Raw genomic sequence first — 21,770 nt, 5'->3', positions numbered from 1 at the left:
GTGGCCGTAACACGCGGGGACTTCCTCTTGACACGACCGTCATATCGGTAACAGTGTAGCCATTATGAGTACCTGGTCTGAGCCCCAGCCCGACTCCCGGTTCGTCGAGGTGGACGGACTGCGGATCCACTACAAGCGTGCTGGGCACGGCCCGGCACTCGTACTGCTGCACGGCAGTGCCTCATCCCTGCAGCACTTCGACCGCGCGACGGATCTACTGTCGGATTCGTTCGATGTCATCCGTCCCGACCTGCCGGCGTTCGGACTGACGGGCCCGCGCGAGGACCGCGACTACCGCGTTCCGGCGTACGCCGCGACGGTGGCGGGCTTCGTGGAGGCGCTGGGCGTGCCGCGTTACGCGGTAGCCGGCAATTCCCTGGGCGGCAACATCGCCTGGAACGTCGCGCTGGATCATCCGGAGCGGCTGACCGGCCTGGTGCTGGTCAATGCCACCGGCTACCCGGAGAAGACGGTGCCCGCGGGGATGCGCCTGACCCGCAACCCGCTGGTGCGGCCCCTGCTGAGGCGGGTGATGCCGCGCGGGGTACTCGAACGCAACCTGCGCGAGGCCGTCGGACCGCATTCGCAGATCGTGGACGACGCCATGGTGGACCGCGCCCATCAGCTGATGAGCCGCCCCGGTAACCGCTCGGCCTTCGTCGACTTCTGCAACACCGACCAGCCGGACCGCAGCGCGCAGATCCCCCGCATCACGGTGCCCACGCTGGTGCTGCGCAGCGCGAGCATCGACGGCCAGCACTTCGCCCGCGACATCCCCGGCGCCCAGGAGCAGATCCACCCCCACGGCGGACATCTGCTGCCGGAGGAGGAACCGCGGTGGGTCGCGGACGCGATCGCGAAGTTCCTCGGCTCCTGCGCCGACATCCCCGCGAACTGAGGGCAAGGAGGCCCGTTCCATGAAGTACTTCGTAGCCTCGGGCGAGGACCGCAAGCTCACCGCCGACTCGCGCAAGGCGCTGCGCGGCAGTTTCATCGAGCTGTCCGACGGTGTCACCCACTACGAGTTGACGGGGCCCGAGGACGGGGATGTGGTCCTGATGGCGGGCGGTCTGACCATCCCGCTGTTCTACTGGGACGGCCTTGTCAGCGAGCTGCACGCCCGCGGGCTGCGCACTCTGACCTGCAGCGCCTACGGCCGCGGCTACTCCGACCGGGTACAGGCGCGATACGACGAGACACTGTTCACGCGGCAGCTGGCCGAGCTGACGGACCGGCTCGGCCTGACGGCGCGGCCCCTGCACCTGGTCGGCACCTCCATGGGCGCGCTGGTCAGCATGACGTACGCCGCCCAGTACCGCTCGTCGGTGTCCACTCTCACCATCGTCGGACCCGCCGGTCTCGCGAAACCGCGGTTGGCCTCCCCCGACCGGCTGCTGCGGAGCGATCTGCTGGCCGGTGTGGTCGCCCGCCGTCGCGGCCTTCAGCTGCTCCAGGGGCACCTCGGGCACAACGTCCGCGATCCCCGGCTCGGCGCGGAACTGACCGAGATGGTCCTCGACACCCTCCGCTTCGAGGGCTCGCTCTACGCGGTCTTCGACACCCTGCAGCACCTGCCTTTCACCGGCCGTGACGACCTCTTCCGGCGGACGGGGGCACTGGGCATTCCGACGCTGCTGCTGTGGGGCGACGAGGACGACGTCACGCCGCTGGTGCAGTTCGACACGGCGCGCGCCCTGCTGACGCCTCAGAAACATCACGTAATTAACAAATGCGGGCACATGGCCCCATTCGAACGGCCTCGTGACGTCGCCGATCAGCTCGTCCCGTTCGTGTCCGCACGCACCGAAAGGCTCGACTCATGACCAGCCCGCAGGCCATCGACGTACTGATCATCGGCGCCGGCCCTTCGGGCTCCGCCTTGGCGATCGACCTCGTACGCCGCGGACTCGACGTCCGGATCGTCGACAGGTCCCCCCACGCTTTCGACGGCTCGCGTGCCAAGGGCATCCAGCCCCGCAGCCTCGAAGTCCTCGAAGACCTCGGCGCTCTCGACGACGTGCTGGCCGGCGGCGACATCTATCCCAAGCTCGGGATCCATGCGGGACCCATCGGTGTGCCGTGGAAGATGTTCCCCCACAAAGAGGCGACCCCGGACGTCCCGTATCCGAACACCTGGCTGATCCCGCAGTTCCGAACGGACCGCGCCCTGCACGCCCGGCTCGGTGAGCTCGGCCGTCAGGTCGAGTTCGGCAAGGAACTGACCGAGCTGACGCAGGACGAGGGCACGGTGGTCGCCAAGGTGGTGGGCGCGGACGGGGTCGAGGAGATCGTCGCCCGCTATGCCGTGGGGGCCGACGGCGGCTCCAGCGTGGTGCGCAAGCAGCTCGGCATCGGTTTCGTCGGGACGACGGACGAGGCCGAGCGCGTACTGATCGTGGATGCCTCAGTAAGTGGCCTGGCCCGCAACCGGTGGCACATGTGGCCCGGCCTCGGCGGCAAGCTCATCGGCGCCTGCCCGCTCCCCGACAGCGACATGTTCCAGTGGATGATCCGGCTCACGCCCGACGAGAAGCCGTCCCAGGAGATCGGCGCCATCATCGACCGGATCCACTCCCACACCCGAAACCGGCACATCCAGCTGCACGAGATCCACTGGACGTCCGTGTTCCGGCCCAACATCCGTCTTGCGGAGCACTACGGCCGCGGACGTGTCTTCCTCGTCGGCGACGCGGCGCACGTCCACACCCCGGCCGGTGCCCAGGGCCTGAACACCGGTATGCAGGACGGCTACAACCTCGGCTGGAAGCTCGGCCAGGTACTCGCCGGAGCCGATACCGCTCTGCTGGGCACCTACGAGGCCGAGCGGCAGCCGATCGCCGCCGGGGTCCTGGGACTGTCCACGGAGAAATGGGGCGGCCTCGCCAGGCTCGACCCCTCCAGCATGAAGCGCGGCAAGGACGAGCAGCAGCTCGCCCTGACCTACTACGGCGGCCCGCTCGCCCCCGCCGACGGCGACAGGGGCGACACCAGCACGCCGCACGTGGGCGACCGCGCCCCGGACGCCCGACTGCTCGGCCCCGACGGCGCCGAGACCCGCCTGTTCAACCTCTTCCAGGGACCGCACTTCACCGCCATCGCCCACGGCCCCGGCGCAGCCCGGGACCTCGAACTCCTCGACTGGCCGACGACGGGCGCCCAGCTGAAGCGGCTCACCGTCGGATCGGCCGCGGGCGACGGCCTCGCCTTCTCCGACCCCGAGAACACGCTGCGGACTGCCTACGGCCTGACCGGCGACACGCTGCTGCTGATCCGTCCCGACGGCTACATCGGGCACATCGCCACTCGGGATTTCCTCACCGCCACACAAGCCGCCGTGCGGGCAATGACGCCCCAGGCAAGGAGCCGCACCATGTCCCAACCGAGCCGCACCTCCCCCGGTTCGGGGGCCACTGAATGAGCCGCGTACTGCTGCGCGGGGCGCACGTCATCACGATGACGCCGGACCGGCCGGACGCCGAGCAGGTCGACATCCTCGTCGACGGCGAGACCATCGCCGCCGTCGGCGAGACCATCGAGGCGCCCGACGCCGAGGTCGTCGACTTCTCCGGCCGCATCGTCATCCCCGGTCTGGTCAATGCCCATCTGCACACCTGGCAGACCGCGCTGCGCTCCGTGGGCGCCGACTGGACGCTGATGGAGTACCTCACCCACCTGCACGGGGAGTGCGTCGGTCAGTACACCCCGGCCGACATGCACATCAGCAATCTCGCCGGCGCCCTGAACCAGATCAACTGCGGTACGACCACCCTCGGCGACTGGTGTCACAACGCCCTGTCGCCCGAGCACGCCGACGCGGCCGTCGAGGGACTGGTGCAGGCCGGAATCCGCGCCGTCTTCCTGCACGGCACGCCCTACCGCTCGCCGGAGATCCCCCACCCGCTCGCCGAGATCGACCGGCTGCTCGACGGCCCCGTCCGCGACCACGCCCTCCTCACTCTGGGCATGGCACTCCAGGGGCCGCAGTACTCCTCCGCCGAGACCGCGGTGGCCGACTTCCGAGCCGGCGCGGAACGCGGCCTCGTCGTCTCGATGCACCAGAGCGGCGGCGAACCCTCACCCGGCTGGGAAGCCGTCCGCAACGCCAGGCTGTTCAGCCCCCTGACCAACGTCGTACACGGAGCCGACCTGCCCGACGACTGGATCAAGACGCTCGTCGAGACGGGCGTCACCTTCACCACCACCCCGGAGAACGAACTGGGCCAGGGACACGGCACACCCATCACCGGATCCCTGCTACGCCTGGGCGCGGCACCCTCGCTGGGCACCGACATCGACACCGCCGTACCCGGCAAGCTCCTCACCGCCGCCCGGATCGCTCTGGCCCACCAGCGCAGCCTGGACCACGCCCACCACCGGCAGACGACCGGCATGTACGCCAACACACCGTCTGTCACCAGCAAACAGGCGCTTGCCTGGGCCACGGTCGAAGGAGCGAAGGCACTGGGCCTGGCGGACAAGGTGGGCCGGATCGAGGCGGGCATGCAGGCCGACCTGGTCGCCGTCGACGCCCGGGCGCTCAACCTGTGGCCGGCGCACGACCCCATCGCCACGGTCCTGCACGCCGACATCGCCAACATCGAAGCCGTGATGGTCGCCGGCACCTGGCGCAAACGCGATCACGCCCTGCTCGCATCCGGCCTCGACGAGGTCAAAGACCAGCTACGCGAGTCCGGAGAGCGGCTGCTGCGCAGCATCAGGCCCGCGGGCTCTCCCGGCTGACATACCGCAACGGCCCCCGCGCCTGAACCGCGCGCCGACGCGCACGACACCCGTCCGTCCTCGTCGGCGCGATGGCCACGCGCCCTCAGAGCCGCACACCGCGGCCTCGTTCCCACAGCAAGAAGGTCCCGTGAGCAGCCCCATGCCGCCTACTGCGGGGATGCCCCGCGACGCCCTGCACCAGGAGCAGATCATCCAGGCGGCCATTGCCCTTCTGGACGAGAGCGGCATCGAGAGTCTGACCATGCGAAGACTCGGCAGCCGTCTCGGCAGCAGCGCGGCGGCACTCTACTATCACGTCAGGAGCAGACAGGATCTGCTCCTGCTGGCCGCTGACACCGTCTGGGGACAGACACATCTCCCCGCTCCCGACGGCGCCGAATGGCGTCCGGTCCTCCTGGCCATGGCCGACAACCTGCGTTCGATGCTTCTCAGGCACCCCTGGCTGCTGGCCGCCATGACCATCCAGCCTCTCGACGGCCCGGCCAGGGACCGTCATGACGAGCACCTGCTCGCGGTCTGCGAAGCGTCCGGCCTCACCAGGCGGGATGCCGAGCAAGCCGCCCAGAGCGTCGTCACGTTCGCGATCGGCGCCGCCCTCGCAGCCACCCCTCGCCCGTATGTGTCCTTCGGACTGCATTCGCTTCTCGACGGCGTCGAAGCCAGGCTTGCCGCCCGTACCTGACCCGACACAGCAGCAGACTCGTCGTCGACAATCAGCAGGGTGGTCATGTTGCTGGTTCTTTCGGGGGTGGACCGGCGGTACGGGTGTGTACGGCGCCCCCGAGTACGCCCTACTCGTGTGCCATGTGTGCGCGGTGCTCGGCGAGCACGTCCAGTCCGAAGTCGGAGGTCAGGTCACGCCACACCGAGCGGGCGTGGCGTACCGCTGTGTGTTGTCGTACTCCATGAGGACGCGAGGATCACCGGCAGCTGTAGCGACGCTCGACGCCGACCGAGATGACTCCGTAGGCCGGCGGCCTCAGGTTCGCATCGTCCTGGCTGGTCAGGCGTCGTCGCGTAGGTGGGCAAGCCCGCTGAGAAGGAGTTCGAGTCCGAAGGAGAACTCGTCCTCGATCGGAACGGGCATCGACCCGGCGACGGTGACCGTTGCCGGGAACAAGGCTGGATCGACGCCCTCAAAGACGGCGGACAGTTGTGCGTCGTCAAGTTGCCCGCCGCCGCCATGACCGTTGACCTGTATGGCGAATCCGAGGACGTAGCGGGAGAGGGTGGCAAAGGCGTGCGCGGCCAGTCGCGGTGGGAAGCCGCTGTCGAGCAGCGCCGCAACACAGTGCTCCCGCAGCGCCATGGCGTTCGGCCCCAGGGGAATCTCTTCGACCATCAGGCGCGCAGCGTTCCGGTGCCGGGCCAGGATCTCGAACATGGTGTGCGCGACCGTCCGCAGCCCTTGCTGCCAGCCCATCGCGAGGAGTTCATCGCCGTTCAGTTCCACGGCGCCGAACATGCGGTCCACGACATGGGCGACCAGCGCTGCCCGATTGTCGAAATGCCGGTACAGCGTCGCCGTGCCCGAGCCCAGGCGCTGGGCCAGCGTCCGCATCGAGAGAGCGTCGGCCCCTTCATCGTCCACGATCTGCAGTGCTGTAGAGACGATGCGCTCCAGCGGCACGGGCGGACGCCCCGGGCGCCGAGCCGATGCCGTGGTCGCTCGCGTAGGACCAGTTGCTGCCACTGAACGTCCACCTCCTCGGCCGGCACCATAACAGCAACACCGTATCCACTTTGGAGATCGCCGGTTGGGCATGGAGCGGCGTCTCCCCCTTCGATCAGCCCATCGACGACCGCTCTTCAGGGACTCCGGCACCGGCCAATCCCACAGCCGTAGGCGTCAGGGGACATGGCAACCGAACAGACCCTCCCCCTGATCTCGCCCACCGCAGCGATCGCACGGCGGCCATCGCCGCTGACCAACGGGCGGCCCGGCACGGAGGCCGCCGTGCCGCTGCTCGGCCTGGCCCGGCCGGCCAGGGCCATGACCGGAAGGAAACCTCATCTCGGAGGAGCGTTTCCCCGGAAGATGCAGAACAAGCGCATCCCCAGGCGCCTTCAGTGTCGGCCGACGCGCAGCTCAAACTCAGCATCGCTGCCGACGGTCTCTGACCGTACATCATGAAATTCCGGAGGCTCAGTGCGCGCTCCCGTGCCCCAGACACTCACCGGGCCCCCTACTCCGACGTCGCCGCTCCTCCGGAACGGCCACCGTCCCGGAAAGCAGTGTGCGTGCGGTTAAAGGAGGCCTTCGACCGGACCGAATCCGACCGATCGCGGCAAGCTGGGATTGAAGATTCATGTCATCTGTGATCGCAACGGCCTGCCCCTCTCCGTGGGCATCTCTGGTGCCAATCTGCACGGCAGCCAGGCTCTGCTCCCGCTCGTGCGCGGCATCCCGCCGATCCGTTCGCGATACGGTCCACGCCGTCGGCGGCCCGCCAAACTGCACGCAGACAAGGGCTACGACTTCGACCACTTGCGCAACTGGCAACGGCAGATGGTGCCTCGGATTGCCCGCCGCGGCGTCAAGTCGTCGGCTCGTTTGGGGCGGCATCGCTGGGTGGTTGAGCGCACGATGTCATGGCTGAACGGCTACCGCCGACTGCATCGTCGCTATGAACGAAAGGGTGAACACTTCCTCGCCTTCGTTGGATTGGCCAGTGCCCTCATCTGCTACCGCCGGTGTGCACAGGACGGACATCCGTGAAAGCGGCAGGTAAGAGGGCCAGGTAGCGTGACGAGGGCGGGAGGAGCAGGAATGAACGTGGTGTGGGCGGCGACGGCACTGGAGACCGGCTGGTTCTCAGGGCTCGAACGGCACTCGAATGTCCAGGACCTTAAGGCTCACATCGAGGCCCTCGGAACCGGCCTCGGCCAGGGCTACCTTGAGATCCGGCGGCCAGAGGGCGATCTCCCCTACTTGGCTCTGGGCTTCAAAGGAGATCACGCTGTCCTCCACCTCTTCGACAACTCTGGCGGAGTGTCTCTTCGTGTAGGCGATGATTCCGCGGCACCGAGCGCCGAGGTCGAAGTGGTGATCATGGACGAGCTATACGCGTTCACCGCAGACGTCGCACTGTCCATGGATCATACCTGGGACGTCGTTCACGACTTCATCCAGACAGGGACGCCCGGTGAACTGAGCGATTGGTACGAGTTGCAGGCAGGGCTCCATCGCCAACTCAGACATCTCTAATACTCCAGCTGTAGATCGTGATCTTGCTGGTGGAGGCGGCTGACCACCCAGCACGCTTGCGCCAACTGGCCGTCTTGGGTTGTCAGATGACGCTTTGGACGATCGTGACGTCGATGGCACGAGCGTCCGCGCCTGGAGAGTCCACTGCGACTCGCACTCTGAACTCGCCGCGGTCTCCCACTCGATATACGAAGCGGGTCAGTTGCTCTACGTCGCCGACGGCAATGCGGCCGTCAGGCAATAGCAGGGAGCCGTCGAAGACCGTGGTGAACGCGGGGTCGGCCCCTTCGGGATCCTCAGACTGCGGCTGCACGAAGAGACGTACTTTGATAAGCCCCGTCTGCGGCCGCACCCGAACCGCTACGTGGGTATCGCAGCTGGCTGCGGGTGCCTCCGCCAAGGCGAGGGAGAGGGGAACCCAATCGGTTGCCCCCAGGTGCAGCACGGCGTGGTTCACGTAGATGTCGACTCCGGCGACCTGCACTGCGCTCCATCCTCATACAGCTCAGACCGCCGATCCTGCTGCCCTCGGTGGCTGAGCGGCCGGCCAGTCCCGTAGGGGAAGCGGCCACCGTTGATCATCGTGAGGTGTGTGGACTAACGAAGAGACGGTGGCCGCCGGCCACAGCATAGATCCCGTCCATTGGCGGCAGTCTTTCGAGGCGGTCTTGAGCTGGATCGCAGGCCGGTTCGCGCGAATCGAACCCCGTCGGCGTGCCCGGAGGCTGATCCTGGGCCTGTTGTCGGACCTGCCCCGCAAGAACTGCTGGACGATCGCCGAATGGGTTGGCGAGGCGAGCCCGCACGGGATGCAGCACTTGTTGTGCCGGGCTTCCTGGGACGCCGATGCAGTCCGTGACGACATACGGGAGTACGTGGTCGAGCACCTACATGACCCCGACGCCGTACTGGTGGTCGATGAGACCGGAGACCTGAAGAAGGGGATCCACACCGTCGGCGTCCAGCGCCAGTACACGGGCACAGCCGGACGCATCGAGAATGCCCAAGTCGCCGTCTACATGATTTACGCAGGTCAGCACGGCCACGCTACGGTCGACCGGGAACTGTATGTCCCCGGTTCTTGGACCTCTGCTCCCGAACGCTGCCGCGCTGCAGGTCTGGCCGAGGAGACCGTCATGACCACCAAGCCGGAGTTGGCCGCACGCATGATCACCCGGCTTCCGGGTGCCGGCCACCGGCCCGCATGGGTGGCCGGCGACGAGGTCTACGGCGGAAACCCGAAACTGCGAACAACGCTGGAGGGACGCGGCATCGGCTACGCCCTGGCAGTGGCATGCTCGCACGACGCAACCACCGGAGGGGGAAGCTGCGCGCGGACGTCCTGGCCAAGAAGGTGCTCAAGCGTGCGTGGCAGAGGCTCTCCGCAGGAGCAGGGGCAAAAGGCCACCGCTTCTACGAATGAGCGGTCGTCGACCTGACCGGCCCCGGTAGCAGTCAGCTGCTGATCCGCCGCAACCCGAGCACAGGCGAACTCGCTTTCTACCGTTGCTATTCGCCCATGCCGGTCCCGTTGACCACATTGGTCCGGGTCGCCGGCTCTCGATGGCGAGTGGAGGAGTTCTTCCAATCCGGAAAGGGCTTGGCGGGCCGGGATGAGCACCGGGTCCGCCGCTATACCTCGTGGTCGCGGTGGGTCACCTTGGTCATGCTCGCGCATGCCTTCCTCGCGGTCGTACGCGCAGACGAGCACACCCGTCAGGCCCCTTCCGGGGATCTCGTACCGCTCACCGCTCACCTGCAACGAGATCCAGCGCCTGTTCATCGCTCTCGTGGTCCGCCCCGTGCACGATGCCGCCCATCGGCTCGACTGGTCGCACTGGCGACGCCGCCACCAGGCCAGATCCCAGGCCAGTCCCTACCGACGACAAGCCACTGAAGCGTGAAGATCACTATCTACAGCTGGAGTACTAAGCGCTTGGCCGCTGGTTCGAGTCCCGCCCAGGGCTCGAACCTGCGGTCCCGCGTCAGCCCTCGTCGGGCGTCAGCCGCAGCGAAATGCTGTTGATGCAGTACCTCTGGTCCGTCGGCGTCGCATACCCCTCCCCCTCGAACAGATGCCCAAGATGCGACCCGCACCGAGCACACCGCACCTCCGTCCGCACCATCCCGTGCGACCGGTCCGCCAAAAGTTCCACCGCATCGCTATTGCGTGCATCGAAGAAGGACGGCCAGCGGCCCTTCTTCTCCCTCTCAAGGGGGCATCCCCCCTACTCCGTACTGTGGTTGCCCCCACCTGTGGATCACCTGCCTCCCTGAGTGACCCCGCCGCGGCGGGTGCCTAGCGTTGTGGCGCATGGCCCCCTCCCTCTTAACCTCGGTGTTGGGCAGACGCACAGGCGTGGCAGTCCTGTTGGCGGCCGTCGTCGTGCCCATCGCTCCGGCTGCCGCACAGCCGCCCACGGCCCGACAGCACGCCGCCTGCGGTCCGCACGACGAACTGCGAAAGGCCCTGCGCACCCTCACCGAACGCGACCGGATCACCGGTGCCGCGGTCCTGGTCACCGACCACAACACGCCCGCATCCTGCGGGAGTTGGACCGAGACCGCCGGGACGGCCGACCTGCGCACGGGCCGCCCCACGAACGTCACCGACCGGCTGCGTGCCGGCAGCATCACCAAGACGTTCACCGCGACGGTCGTGCTCCAACTCGCAGCCGAGAACCTGGTCTCACTCGACGCTCCGCTCGACCGCTACCTGCCCGGTCTGATCCGGCGCAACGGCTACGACGGTCGTCGCATCACCGTGCGTCAACTTCTGCGGCACACCAGCGGGTTGCCCGACTACCTCGACGCGCCCGAGTGGGAGCACCCCGAACGCCTCCGGTATCGCCACTTCGAGCCGCGCGAGCTTGTGGACCGCGCTCTCGACCTGCCGCGCCCGCGCGACAACTGGCACTACGCCACCACCAATTACCTCCTCGCGGGCCTGATCATCGGTGAGGTCACAGGCCGTTCTCCGGAGGCGGAGATCACCCGCCGCGTCATCCGGCCCCTCGGGTTGCACGACACATACTGGCCCGGGGATGCCACATCAATCCGCGGGCCGCACTCGCGCAGCTACTTCACCGGCGAAGACGGTCGTCTCTCCGACGGCACCGACTGGAACACGACCTTCGGCGGGGTCGGCGGTGCGCTGGTGTCCACACCCGCCGACCTGACCCGCTTCATCACCGCGCTTGTCCACGGTCGTCTGCTGCCCGAGGACAAACTCGCCGACATGCGGCGTACGGTGGCCGCCGACCCCGACCGGCTCTGGCCCGGCGCTCGTTACGGGCTCGGCCTCATCGCCTCCCCGCTGCGCTGCGGCGGCCTGTGGTGGGGACACGCGGGGACCGTGCCGGGAGGCCACCGGGCGCTCACCGCGGTCGGGCCCGGCGGACGGAGCGTCGCCGTCGCGCTCAATCAGGTGCCGGACTCGCTCCAGGCCGAACAGGACTTCCAGGAAGTGGTCCAGAACGCCCTGTGTGAAGGGCTGCCTTCCGCAGGTGGACAGCCGACAGAAGGGGAACATCAGTGATCCGCCCAGCCCGCTCGCCGCAGTGCGCGACTAGAACGACGAGAAAGGCCGCTTGGGGCCTGGCCGCCGCCGCTCTCGCCCTCCCCCTGCTGCCCGCCACAGCCGGCCCGGCCCAGGCAGCCGCCTCCGGCTCCCTCACCCGCTACCACCACCAGCAGCTCGTCTGGAAGAGCTGCGTGCTCGGCCCTCAGGACACGACCGGAAAGGAGCTGGAGCAGGCGGGCGCCCAATGCGCCGATGTGACCGTGCCGTTGGACTACAGCGACCCCGGTGGCCGTACGATCACCGTCGCGATCTCCCGGATCCGTGCCACCGACACGGCCGACCGCATCGGCCCCCTGCTGCTGAACGGCGGCGGCCCCGGCGGGCAGACGCTCGGTGACCCGCCGTGGGTGCGCGCGGCGATGAAGGACGTCGGCGCACGGTACGACGTGGTGGGCGTGGATCCCCGCTTCGTCGGCCGCAGCACCCCGCTGGACTGCCACTGGCCAACCGGCTCCGCATTTCGGGGCGCCGGCGCCGACCGGGCCGGATTCGACCGCGCGGCGGCGTCCTCGCAGGACCTCGCCCAGCGCTGCCGACAACACGCGGGCGACGTGTTGCCGTACGCCACCACCCGCAACACCGCACGCGACATGGACATCATCCGCGCAGCTCTCGGCGAGCGACGGATCTCCTACCTCGGGTACTCCTACGGCAGTTACCTGGGCCAGGTGTACACCACGATGTTCCCCACCCGCACCGACCGCGTCGTGCTGGACGGCGTCATAGCACCGGACCGGTACGGTCCCCGGCTGCTGCAGGGCACCGAGATGGCCAACCGCCACGCGCTGGAGGGATGGGCCTCCTGGGCCGCCGCCCGTGACACGACCTACGGCCTGGGCCGCACCCGCAAGACGGTGCTGGCGGCCGTGGACCGCATCCAGGCCGCCGCCGCCCGCACACCGTTGCGGCTGGGCGCCTACCGGGTCGACGAGCACATGGTGCCCATCATCGTCATCAACGGCCTCTCGCAGGACAACGACGCCGCATACGGGGACTTCGCGCAAGGGGTACGGGATCTGAGGCGTGCAGCCGGCGGGCACCAGGTCATCCCGTCCCCGTGGCTCGCTGACGCTCTCGCATTCGAGCTGACCGGGGCCGACTCTCCCTACGGCAGCGTCCAGACAGCGATCCTGTGCGGTGACAAGGCTGCACCGCGGGATCCGGAGGTCTACTGGCGCGACGTCCAGCGCGCCCGTGTGCTGGACCCGCTGCTCGGTCCGGTCACCAACAACCTCAACCCGTGCGCTTACTGGGACCCGCCCCGTGAGCGCCCGACCACCATCAGGAAGGACCTCCCCGCCCTGCTCGTCAATGCCACCGGAGATCCGCGCACCACCTACGAAGGCGCCACAGCGGTGCGCCGGGCGTGGCCATCCGCCCGCCTGGTCACCCTCAGCGGCGCCGACCAGCACGCGGTGTACGGCGTCTACGGCGCCCCGTGCGTCGATGCCACGGTCAACTCCTACCTCGCCAGCGGCCGTCTTCCGGCCGCGGACGTCACTTGCAGCGCACGCACCCGCGGCTCCCGGTGAACACCGGACCGCCCGTTCGAGGGGGCCCGGCCGGCGCGGACGTTCGCCCGCACGTGGCCAAAGGGAGCAGTAGGTCCGCAGGCAGCACCTACCCCGCAACCCGGGCTATGGCGCGCGCATGACGTACCGGGCGCCGTCCGCGGGACTGCAACGACGGCGCCCGGCAACCGCTTCAGCAGCCCCCTCCCCGGGCTGAGCCCGCGTCGGTCCGGCAAGCTGCAGGACGGCTGCTTCGGGGACAGGTCGGAGGGTACGCGGGCAGCCACGATATGCTCATACGCTGGGCCGGAAACCCGACACGCCGTCGTCTCGACTGCCGGAGGGCTGAAGAAGAAGCCGGTCGCGTCGAGCGCGAGGCCTGAGGAGGCGATGAAGTGCGGCAGGCAGGCGTGCTCGATGTCGGGTGCCACAGTGCTCTACTGACGGTCGTGCGGCGGCGCCCGGGTGCGGTGCTGGAGCCGGTGTTCTCCCGCAAGGTACGGCTGAGGCTGCACGAGACCCTCGACCGCAAGGGACGGCTGGAGAGGGCCGGCGTGAAAAGCGTCGAGCGGGCAGTGGCCGAGGCCGTCGCCGCGAACCCGCGCCTGCGCGGACCGGAAGTCTTCGCGTTCGCCACGTCCGTCATCCGGGACGCGCCCAACCGGGACGCGATCATCGCGCATGTGGCACGCGCCACCGGCACCCACCTGCGAGTGCTGACCGGCGAGGAGGAAGCACGGCTGGCCTACGTGGCCGCCCGCCAGTGGGCGGGCCCGGCGGCCGGGCGTCTGCTCGTCCTGGACATCGGCGGCGGAACCGTCGAGATCGCCTCTGGCACCAAGGACCAGCCCCGCTCCGTCCACTCGCTGCCGCTGGGCGCGCGCAGGATCACCCGGGACTGGCTACCCGGCGGCACGGCACCGTCCCGACGCCGACTGGTCGAGATCCGCGAGTACCTGCGCCAGTCCCTGGCAGCCGTCCCCGACCTGCCGCTCGCCGAACCGGGCGTGCGGGTGCTGGCTTGCTCCAAGACCTTCGAACAGCTCGCCCGGCTCGCCGCGGCAAGGGGAAAGGCGCCACGAGCCGGACGGCAGTTGACCCTGCCCCAACTGCGCACTGCGGTCGCCCTGTTGGCCGGGGCGAAGCCGTCGCGCCGTGGCAAGCTGCCGGGAATCTCCCGGCACCGAGCCGAACAGTCCCTGGCCGGAGCCCTGGTCGCGCAAGCCCTCATAGAGGCCTGCGGCGCCAAGAGTGTCGAGATCTGTCCCTGGTCCACCCGCGAAGGACTCCTGCTGGAACATCTCCGCGTGCCCCACACCACAACAGACCGGTCCCCCCTCGCCGGCTGACTCGTCGACGCTACGGTTCCGCGAGGAACGCGGCCTGCTGCCACCACGGCCACGTACCGCTATGTGTCGCCACCGGGGAATGTGACTACGAGACGGGCCGCAGTGGGCAGAGCCGGGCTGCGGTAGCAGCGGCTCCAGGCAGTCCCCCACCGAACCGAATGCGCAACTGCCTTCGCGCTGTGGCGCGACGGCGTGAATCCGGCCCGCGAGGGTCGCCGTGGGGCCTACCACTGTTCGGTGTGCCGAAGCCGCCGGCTGACCGTGTCATCGACCATCGTGGTCCCTGCAAGACCTCGCTCTCTCCGGGTGACCGGCAGGAACCATCTGAACAGCCGGCACGCAGGTGGGGCTGAGGATGCCCCCGCCGTCGCAAACGTCGAGCACATCGACGCTGACCGGATCACCCACCACTCGGTGCAAGTACTCGGTGATGGTGTCCTCGCGGGCAGCGTGCTTCTTGGCCATGTCTGCCCTGTCACCAGCATGGCTTGCCGCATCCAGTTGTAACAACTACGGTTACAACAAGAACCGCGGGGCGAGGGAGATGAAGTCCGACGTGAGCGCCAACAGCAGACTGACCGTCGCGGCGCACACCCTGACATGGATCGGGCTGTATCAACGACGCGGCCACGAGGTCGCCACCTCCGAGCAGATCGCGACGAGCGTCAACACCAACCCCGTGGTGATCCGCCGCCTGCTGGGCGAGCTACGCAAGGCCGGCCTGGCCGATTCACGGCGGGGGGCGGGGGCGGGCTGGACGCTCGCGCGGGACCTGGCGGCGATCACTCTGCTCGACGTCTACGAGGCGATCGAACCGGGACCGGTCTTCGCCCTGCATCGCACGACACCGGACCCCGAGTGCGTCGTGGGCCACGGCATCGGGCCGGCGATGACCGCCGTGTACGGCGACGTAGAGGCCGCCCTACGCAGGGAGCTGGCCAGGACAACGCTGGAGGACGTGCTGCGGGACATCCTCAAAGCCGCCTGACCTCGAACCATCAGCTTCCCCTGATTGAAGGGGACGGCTTTTCGCGCACATCGATGTAACAAAAACTGTTACATCAACGGCATATCTCAATCAGACGAAGAGACAAAGGGCAAGGACAATGGCGACAGACGCTCAACTCTCGCGGACCGTGGTCGAGAAGTTCCTGGAACGCCTCGGCAGGCAGGACCCCGGCGGCATCCAGGAAGTGTTCTCCGAGGAGATCGACTGGCACGTCCCCGGCAGCGACGCACTGCCCTGGACCGGGCGCCGTACCCGCCGGGAAGACGTCGCACCCTACTTCACCACGATGTGGCCGCACTTCGCGCCCGACAGAAGCAAGGTCGTGCTGGAGCGCTTCATCGTCGACGGCGGTGACGTGGTGCTGCTCGCGGTCTTCACCCACTCCGTCGCGGCCACCGGCAAGGAGTTCACCACACCAGTGGCCATGCACCTGGCGGTCGAGGACGGCCGGATCGTCCGCATGCACCTGTACGAGGACACACTGACCGTCGCCGACGCGTTCAACGCCGGCTGAACGGAGGGTACTCAGGGACCCCGCGGCCCGGCACGGCCCGCCCGGAGCATGCCGGTAGAGGGACAGTCAAACCACGACCGAGACCGAAACACTCAACAGAACCAACCACCGACCCAACGCAACCAGCCAGCGCCCCTTGGGATAACGGACCTTCGACACCAACTGTCGATTAGGCACCCCACCGCCTTCCGCCAGTCTCCGGCTTCCCCCTCATTGCCCCAGCCCTCCGCCCCGGCGCCGACCAGGAAGTGGCACCACGGGTCGCAGCCCACTCGATACACCAGGTCACCCATTCCTCGAAGGTGCTCGACAGGCCTACAGCGAACGGGACTTACTGATCGTTTCAGCATGAGGCTCTGAGACAATCAGTAAGTGCCAAAGCCGGAACAGGCAGCCTGACCTCAGGTGACGGACCGGCATCGACACCAGCCTCCACACCGACCTGCAACAGCAACTGCCTCTTTCCGCCCTTCCGTTCCCAGGCGGTAGACGATCACACTGCACGTATGCAGAGAGCGGGAAGACACATCACCACCAGCGCGGTGGCTCTGGTCCTGCTGGCCTCCGCCGGCTGCGGCGCAAACCATGAAACGGACGTCCAGCACAGTCGAACGGCCACCATCTCCGTGGACAAGCCGGTTGCTTTCGCAGACGAACCGGTGCACATCCGGATCGGCGATCTCGCCTCCGGAGAGAAGGTCGCGGTCACGGCCCGGGCCACTGACGCCGAAGGCATGGCCTGGACAGGCCGCGCCGACTTCAAGGCCGACAAGAGGGGTGTCCTCGACCTGGACCGCGCCAAGCCCACGGCCGGGACGTACCGGGGCGCCGACGGTATGGGCCTGTTCTGGTCCATGACCCCCGCGCAGGGCGATCCTGACGAGAGCTGGTTCCACACCGCTGATCTGCAGAAGGCCGCCTCGTACCAGGTGCGCCTCACAGTCGAAGCCGGCGGCCGCACCATCGCCCAGCAACGACTCACCCGTAACTGGACTGTGAGCGGAGTGCGTCACACGGCACTCACCGTGGCTCACGACAAACTGAACGGGGAGCTCTTCCTTCCTCCCTCGGGCGGACCTCGCCGGGCCCCGGTCCTGCTCGTCGGCGGCTCGGAAGGCGGTACCGCGTCCCCGCTCGCGGCAGCGCTGCTGGCCTCCCGCGGCCATCCCGCTCTGGCTCTGTGCTACTTCAGCTGTCAGGGACGGCCCAAGAACCTGTCCGGCATTGCCCTGGAGTACTTCGTCTCCGCCGCCCGGAAGCTGGCCGCCCAGCCACAGGCGGACCCCGAACGCCTCACGATCATCGGGGCATCACGTGGATCCGAAGCCGCCCAGCTGATGGTCCAGTACTACCCCGACCTGGTCGACAATTCCGTGGTGTACATGCCCAGCCGAAACACCAACGGAGCCTATTACCAAGGGTGTCTCAGCTGCGGGCAAGGACATGCCGCATGGACCAGAAACGGCAAGGGACTGCAGTTGGTCCCCATCCCGCTCAACCACGTCCGCGGCACCGTCCTGGCCATCGCCGGCGGCGACGACCGGATATGGGGATCGCTGCCTTCCGCCGAGTCGATCGCACGCGAACACAACGAAAGCGGCCACACGTATCAAGCCCTGCTCTACCCGAAAGCCGGACACGCCCTTGCGACCGTCCCCTACCTCCCCGACAGCGTTGACAGTGGCGCCGGCCCCCTGGGCGGAACCCGCGCAACAAACGCCCAGGCAAAAGCCGACAGCTGGCCACACGTGCTCCAACTACTCGAACCGTAGTGACATCCATGCCACACACCGCAACCGCGGGCTCAGAGACAGGCACCCGCACAAGTTCCTCGTCTTGACTTTCCGATCGTTTCAGGATGAGCAGTGCAGGACCGTGGGAGAGCAGGTAGGCACGTTGACGTGCCAGGGAAAAGTCAGGCAGGGACGCTGGCTGCTGCTGTACAACGCTCGCTATGAGTTGAGTGGCGAACGTGATGATTTCGGTAGACCTGGCTGACAGCGCAAGTGTGGAGGCGTTGAGCGAGTGGCTGCGGACGGATGCCCCTCGTCGTGCTCAACCGGAGGTCTACGGGGTCGGCTTCTTGAAGCTGCTCACGAGTCCTGAGACCGACCAATGGGGTGGCTGGAAGCATCCCGAGTGCGAGGTGTGGGCGGGTGCTGTGAACCATGCCAACCTCGACGCCCTCAAGCAGCGTGTGTTCGAGATGCCGTGGTGCGAGCCGCACCTGGTACAGCTCCTGGTTATGGATCAGGAGGAGGGGTTCTTCCGCATGTGGATGATCCGGGGTAGCGAACTGCGGCAGTTTGCACCGCTGCAGCCCAACGAGAAGGGCGAGGGCTTCTACCTGGGCTGATGAGCCGGACCTGTGGCTCACGCAGAGCTTCTCATCGAACGTCATGTGCTGTTGCCCTTGTACTCGATGATCTAGGTCGGCAAGGTGTCAGATGTGCCTTCGGATCCTGTTCCCGACGACCTCTGGGAGCGGGTTGCTCCGCTGCTGCCACCGGCACCCGAGCGGCGCCGCCGTCATCCAGGGCGGTTGCGTGTTCCCGATCGGACAGCGCTCGCGGGTGTGATGTACGTGTTGCGGACCGGCGTCGCCCGGAGGGACGTCCCGGCGGAAACTGTGGGCTGCTCGGGAGTCACGGCCTGGCGCCGACTGCGGGACTGGACCGAGGCCGGCGTCTGGCCCTGCCTACACGCCGTCCTGTTGAACGAGCGCGCCGCGCCGACCTGCTGGACCTCAACGACTGCGCCGTGGACGGCTCGCATGTCCGAGCACTCAAAGGGGGGATCACGTCGGCCCCTCGCCTGTCGACCGGGCTCGACTCGGCTCCAAGCACCACCTCATCGTTGACCGGCACGGAACCCCGCTCGCCGTGACCCTCACGGGCGGCAACCGGCACGATGTCACCCAGCTTCTACCCCTACTGGACGCGGTCCCGCCGATCCGGGGTTTGCGTGGACGGCCCCGCCGCAAGCCCCGACGCTTGTACGCCGACCGAGGTTATGACTTCGACAAGCACCGCCGACTGCTGTGGAAGCGCGGCATCAAGCCGCTGATCGACCGACGCGGCGTCGGTCACGGTTCCGGGCTCGGCAAGGTGCGTTGGGTGGTGGAGCGCGCCTTCGCCTGGCTGCACCAGTTCAAGCGACTTCGGATCCGCAATGAACGACGCGCCGACCTGCACCAGGGCCTGCTCGAACTGGCCTGCAGCCTCATCTGCCTCCGTCGCCTGCGCACCGCGCAATGAAGCGATCAGTCAGAACAGGATGATCGGATTGGTGAGTGCGGCGACGGTCCCGTCGGGATGGCGGACCTCGATGCGGACGAACGCCGAGTCCTCGGCCGTCGTGTACCACTGCACCAGACCTGCTCCATCACCCGGAACGACCGCGTGGTGGACCTTCTCTCGATCGGTGTGGAAACTGACAGTCGCCGCTGGCACGCCCTGTACCACTGCGCGGACCTCTACTTGCCCACCATGTGTTGCGAGTCGCTCTCCCACTCCGGCGATGCGGCCCTCCAAATGGGCCGTGAACGACACCTCCACGGCTGCCGACTCGGCAATCCAGGTCCGGCCAGAGCGAATCCCCGCCAGGATCGCCTCCGTGCTCAACTCTTCAGCGAAGACCACCGTGTGAGGGATGCCAATCTGCCCCTCCAAGTGCGTGTCGCTGTTGCCCATCGCCGGCCGCCACGAACCCGACTGAATGTCGGCTGCGAGCCTCCGCCCCCATTCGGCCAGGGCAACCTCGTTGTCAGCCTGCCAGGGCTGGTCAGAAGTCCATGACCCGTTCCATACCTCCACCACGTCGAAGCCCTGGAAGGGGTACATGAAGTCGCCCGATGCGTAGGGCGCATGCGGGTGCGCCACTACACATAGGCCTCTCACCCGATGGACCTGGTCCAGACACTGATCGATCCGTTCGTCTCCGACCCCATAGTTCCAGTCGACGGACTGGCCGGGACGAAGGCCGAGCGCGAGCCAGTGCCCGGTCTTCGTGGTCACTTCCTGGCCGAGAATAATCAAGAAGTCATCAGCGGCCAGATGCCTCCATGCACCTGGTTCCGCAGCGGCTTTGTGCTCTGTCGTCGCGATGAAGTCGAGCCCGGCAGCGCGGGCTCGGAGCGCCAACTCTTCCGGAGTGAGTTCTCCTCCGTCCGAGCGCAAGGAGTGGATATGGCTGTCGCCGCGGTACCAGGTCGCCCCACGTCCGACCGCCCGCACCGGCGGGAAGCTCAAGCTCGACAAGGTTCTTCCCCCTCATAGGCCTGTCGAGGCAACGTGCAAGAAGAGCAACCGGTTCCGTGGCATCAACGAGATCTGTGTCGCCGAGAAGTCGAGATCACGATCTCATTCTGAAACGATCAGTTAGACAGCAGGTACTCAGTGACCGGTGCGGCCGTGGTGTTCGTCTGCCGGTGCAGGTTGGGGGCCGCCCGTGGGGCTCGTCGGTGTTGTGCGGCGGGTGTTGACGGCGGGGGCAAGGAAGATCGCGACGGTAACGAAGGCGAGGACGACGATCATCGCTGCGCGCAGGCCGTAGTGGTCGCCGAGGAAGCCCAGGCCGGGAGGTCCCACCAGGAAGGCGACATAGCCCATCATCGCGACGAGGCTGACCCGTGCGGCCGAGTCGGACCCGGAGTCACCGGCCGCGGAGAGCGCGAGGGGGAACCCGAGGGACGCGCCCAGTCCCCAGAGGAGGACGGCCGCTCCGGCAATGAGTCCGTTGTCGACGAAGATGACGGCGGAGAGGCCGAGGGCGGCGGAGATCGCGCTGGCGCGCACGACGGGAGCGCGGCCGTAGCGGTTGATGAAGAAGCCTCCGCCGAAGCGACCAATGGTCATGGCGGCGGCGAAACCCGTGTAGACGGCGGATCCCAGGGCGGGGTCCATGTCGTGTCCGTCGACCATGAGCAGGGGCAGCCAGTCGTTGGCGGCGCCTTCGGCCAGCGCCATCGTCAGGATGATGCCGCCGATCAGCAGCAGGCGCCGGTCCTTCCAGACCGCCGGACGCTGCGGCCTTTCCGCGGTGCCGGTCTGCTTGGTGGCAACGGTCTTGCCGACAGCCTTGGGGATGGCCCGCAGGGCGTAGACGAACATCGCCGCGGTGACGACCGCGATGGTGGCCAGGTGCCACTGCACGGGGAACCCGACAGCGGTGCACACAATGCCGAGCGAAGCTCCAACCACGGTTCCGAGGCTGAAGAATCCGTGGAGTGTGGGCAGGACCGTTCGGCCGGTGATCTGCTCGACGTCGGCGCCGTCGACGTTGACCGCAACCTCGCCCCCACCCATGCCGGCGCCGAAGAGGAAGAGCCCCGCCATGACGACGGACGCGGACGACCACCATGCTCCGCAGCCGATCACCACCATGCTGAGAATGACGAGCACAGTCCCCACACCCATGACCGGCCGGGTCCCGAACCTCGCCACCAGCGCACCGGAGCCGAGGACACCGAGCATGGAGCCGACCGACAGGCCGAACAGGACGATGCCCATCTGCGCGGTCGAGGCGCCCAGTTGGTCTCTGATGTCGGGGGTTCGTGTCACCCAGGAGGAGATCGACAGACCCGGCACGAGGAAGAGAAGGAACAACGCCGTACGACGGCGACGCGTGGCCAGGTCCATCACTACAGGGTCGATCCAAACGTGCGGCAGCCGAGGGCATAGCGAATCGAAGAAAGTACGCACAAACGTACATCTCTGCGTCAGGTGAGGAAAGAGGAGATTCCGTGCCGGGCAACTCGCGCGGCCCCGGGGCCAGGGGTGAGCTGGTCGAGCACCGGACGTCCGTCGGCCACACCGATGAGCTCACCCACCGGCCCACCTGACATCGGCAAGC

17 protein-coding genes and 4 pseudogenes are annotated in these 21,770 nt (G+C 67.7%); 16 read left to right on the top strand and 5 right to left on the bottom strand.

The genetic code is table 11. The annotated features are described in order from the left end of the window. Positions 1–64: 64 nt before the first annotated feature. The 5 genes from ACWDR3_RS06495 (at position 65) to ACWDR3_RS06475 (ending at position 5,425) form a co-directional block, all read left to right on the top strand. A complete protein-coding gene (locus tag ACWDR3_RS06495; protein WP_450351292.1) occupies positions 65–898 on the top strand; it encodes an alpha/beta fold hydrolase in 834 nt (277 codons plus the stop codon). A 19-nt stretch (positions 899–917) separates the two neighbouring features. Beyond that, a complete protein-coding gene (locus tag ACWDR3_RS06490) occupies positions 918–1,823 on the top strand; it encodes an alpha/beta fold hydrolase (RefSeq protein WP_450351291.1) in 906 nt (301 codons plus the stop codon). Beyond that, positions 1,820–3,418, top strand: a complete 1,599-nt coding sequence (locus ACWDR3_RS06485; protein ID WP_450351289.1) for an FAD-dependent oxidoreductase — start codon at positions 1,820–1,822, stop codon at positions 3,416–3,418. The genes ACWDR3_RS06490 and ACWDR3_RS06485 overlap by 4 nt, the downstream gene beginning before the upstream one ends. Continuing rightward, on the top strand, positions 3,415–4,740 hold the full coding sequence (locus tag ACWDR3_RS06480; protein WP_450351288.1) for an amidohydrolase family protein: 1,326 nt from the start codon (positions 3,415–3,417) through the stop codon (positions 4,738–4,740). The genes ACWDR3_RS06485 and ACWDR3_RS06480 overlap by 4 nt, the downstream gene beginning before the upstream one ends. 130 nt (positions 4,741–4,870) lie before the next feature. Then, positions 4,871–5,425 (top strand): TetR/AcrR family transcriptional regulator C-terminal domain-containing protein, encoded by a 555-nt coding sequence (locus ACWDR3_RS06475; protein WP_450351286.1) that lies wholly within the window; start codon positions 4,871–4,873, stop codon positions 5,423–5,425. Between the two features lie 321 nt (positions 5,426–5,746). On the opposite strand, the gene ACWDR3_RS06470 is transcribed toward ACWDR3_RS06475, so the two are convergent. Beyond that, positions 5,747–6,373, bottom strand: a complete 627-nt coding sequence (locus ACWDR3_RS06470) for a TetR/AcrR family transcriptional regulator (protein WP_450351284.1) — start codon at positions 6,371–6,373, stop codon at positions 5,747–5,749. Between the two features lie 604 nt (positions 6,374–6,977). Between ACWDR3_RS06470 and ACWDR3_RS06465 the strand changes: the two are divergent. Then, positions 6,978–7,462, top strand: a pseudogene (locus ACWDR3_RS06465) (IS5 family transposase); the annotation flags it as partial. Between the two features lie 51 nt (positions 7,463–7,513). Next, positions 7,514–7,951, top strand: a complete 438-nt coding sequence (locus tag ACWDR3_RS06460; protein WP_450351282.1) for a hypothetical protein — start codon at positions 7,514–7,516, stop codon at positions 7,949–7,951. An 82-nt stretch (positions 7,952–8,033) separates the two neighbouring features. Here the strand turns inward: ACWDR3_RS06460 and ACWDR3_RS06455 are convergent, their stop codons facing one another. Continuing rightward, the gene (locus ACWDR3_RS06455; protein ID WP_450351280.1) at positions 8,034–8,435 is read right to left on the bottom strand and encodes a hypothetical protein; all 402 of its coding nucleotides are present in this window, start codon (positions 8,433–8,435) and stop codon (positions 8,034–8,036) included. A 127-nt stretch (positions 8,436–8,562) separates the two neighbouring features. Here ACWDR3_RS06455 and ACWDR3_RS06450 point away from each other — a divergent pair. After that, positions 8,563–9,855, top strand: a pseudogene (locus tag ACWDR3_RS06450) (IS701 family transposase). Between the two features lie 81 nt (positions 9,856–9,936). On the opposite strand, the pseudogene ACWDR3_RS06445 reads toward ACWDR3_RS06450, so the two are convergent. Beyond that, positions 9,937–10,143 (bottom strand): annotated as a pseudogene (locus ACWDR3_RS06445) (peptide-methionine (R)-S-oxide reductase); the annotation flags it as partial. Positions 10,144–10,265: 122 nt separating this feature from the next. On the opposite strand from ACWDR3_RS06445, the gene ACWDR3_RS06440 reads away from it, so the two are divergent. From ACWDR3_RS06440 to ACWDR3_RS06405, 8 genes and pseudogenes are all read left to right on the top strand, one after another. Next, positions 10,266–11,489, top strand: a complete 1,224-nt coding sequence (locus ACWDR3_RS06440; RefSeq protein WP_450351278.1) for a serine hydrolase domain-containing protein — start codon at positions 10,266–10,268, stop codon at positions 11,487–11,489. After that, positions 11,486–13,066 (top strand): alpha/beta hydrolase, encoded by a 1,581-nt coding sequence (locus tag ACWDR3_RS06435; RefSeq protein WP_450351277.1) that lies wholly within the window; start codon positions 11,486–11,488, stop codon positions 13,064–13,066. The genes ACWDR3_RS06440 and ACWDR3_RS06435 overlap by 4 nt, the downstream gene beginning before the upstream one ends. A gap of 374 nt (positions 13,067–13,440) precedes the next feature. Further along, positions 13,441–14,394 (top strand): Ppx/GppA phosphatase family protein, encoded by a 954-nt coding sequence (locus ACWDR3_RS06430; RefSeq protein WP_450351276.1) that lies wholly within the window; start codon positions 13,441–13,443, stop codon positions 14,392–14,394. 556 nt (positions 14,395–14,950) lie between these two features. Then, the gene (locus tag ACWDR3_RS06425; protein WP_450351408.1) at positions 14,951–15,382 is read left to right on the top strand and encodes an Rrf2 family transcriptional regulator; all 432 of its coding nucleotides are present in this window, start codon (positions 14,951–14,953) and stop codon (positions 15,380–15,382) included. A 118-nt stretch (positions 15,383–15,500) separates the two neighbouring features. Beyond that, a complete protein-coding gene (locus tag ACWDR3_RS06420) occupies positions 15,501–15,917 on the top strand; it encodes a nuclear transport factor 2 family protein (RefSeq protein WP_450351274.1) in 417 nt (138 codons plus the stop codon). 542 nt (positions 15,918–16,459) lie between these two features. After that, entirely contained in the window at positions 16,460–17,689 is a 1,230-nt protein-coding gene (locus ACWDR3_RS06415) for an acyl-CoA thioesterase/bile acid-CoA:amino acid N-acyltransferase family protein (RefSeq protein ID WP_450351272.1), read from the top strand. A gap of 191 nt (positions 17,690–17,880) precedes the next feature. Beyond that, positions 17,881–18,273: a squamosa promoter-binding protein 15 gene (locus ACWDR3_RS06410; RefSeq protein WP_450351270.1), complete on the top strand. Its 393-nt coding sequence runs from the start codon at positions 17,881–17,883 to the stop codon at positions 18,271–18,273. 93 nt (positions 18,274–18,366) lie between these two features. Next, positions 18,367–19,174: pseudogene (locus ACWDR3_RS06405) on the top strand (IS5 family transposase). Between the two features lie 9 nt (positions 19,175–19,183). Here ACWDR3_RS06405 and ACWDR3_RS06400 read toward each other — a convergent pair. Both ACWDR3_RS06400 and ACWDR3_RS06395 read right to left on the bottom strand, forming a co-directional pair. After that, positions 19,184–20,167 (bottom strand): CehA/McbA family metallohydrolase, encoded by a 984-nt coding sequence (locus ACWDR3_RS06400; protein ID WP_450351268.1) that lies wholly within the window; start codon positions 20,165–20,167, stop codon positions 19,184–19,186. A 144-nt stretch (positions 20,168–20,311) separates the two neighbouring features. Then, positions 20,312–21,556: an MFS transporter gene (locus tag ACWDR3_RS06395; RefSeq protein ID WP_450351266.1), complete on the bottom strand. Its 1,245-nt coding sequence runs from the start codon at positions 21,554–21,556 to the stop codon at positions 20,312–20,314. Between the last annotated feature and the right edge of the window lie 214 nt (positions 21,557–21,770).

It is taken from the genome of Streptomyces sp. NPDC001002 (assembly GCF_053599215.1).
Note: the sequence above shows the minus strand (reverse complement) of the source record. Positions and strands in the feature narration are given on the sequence as shown.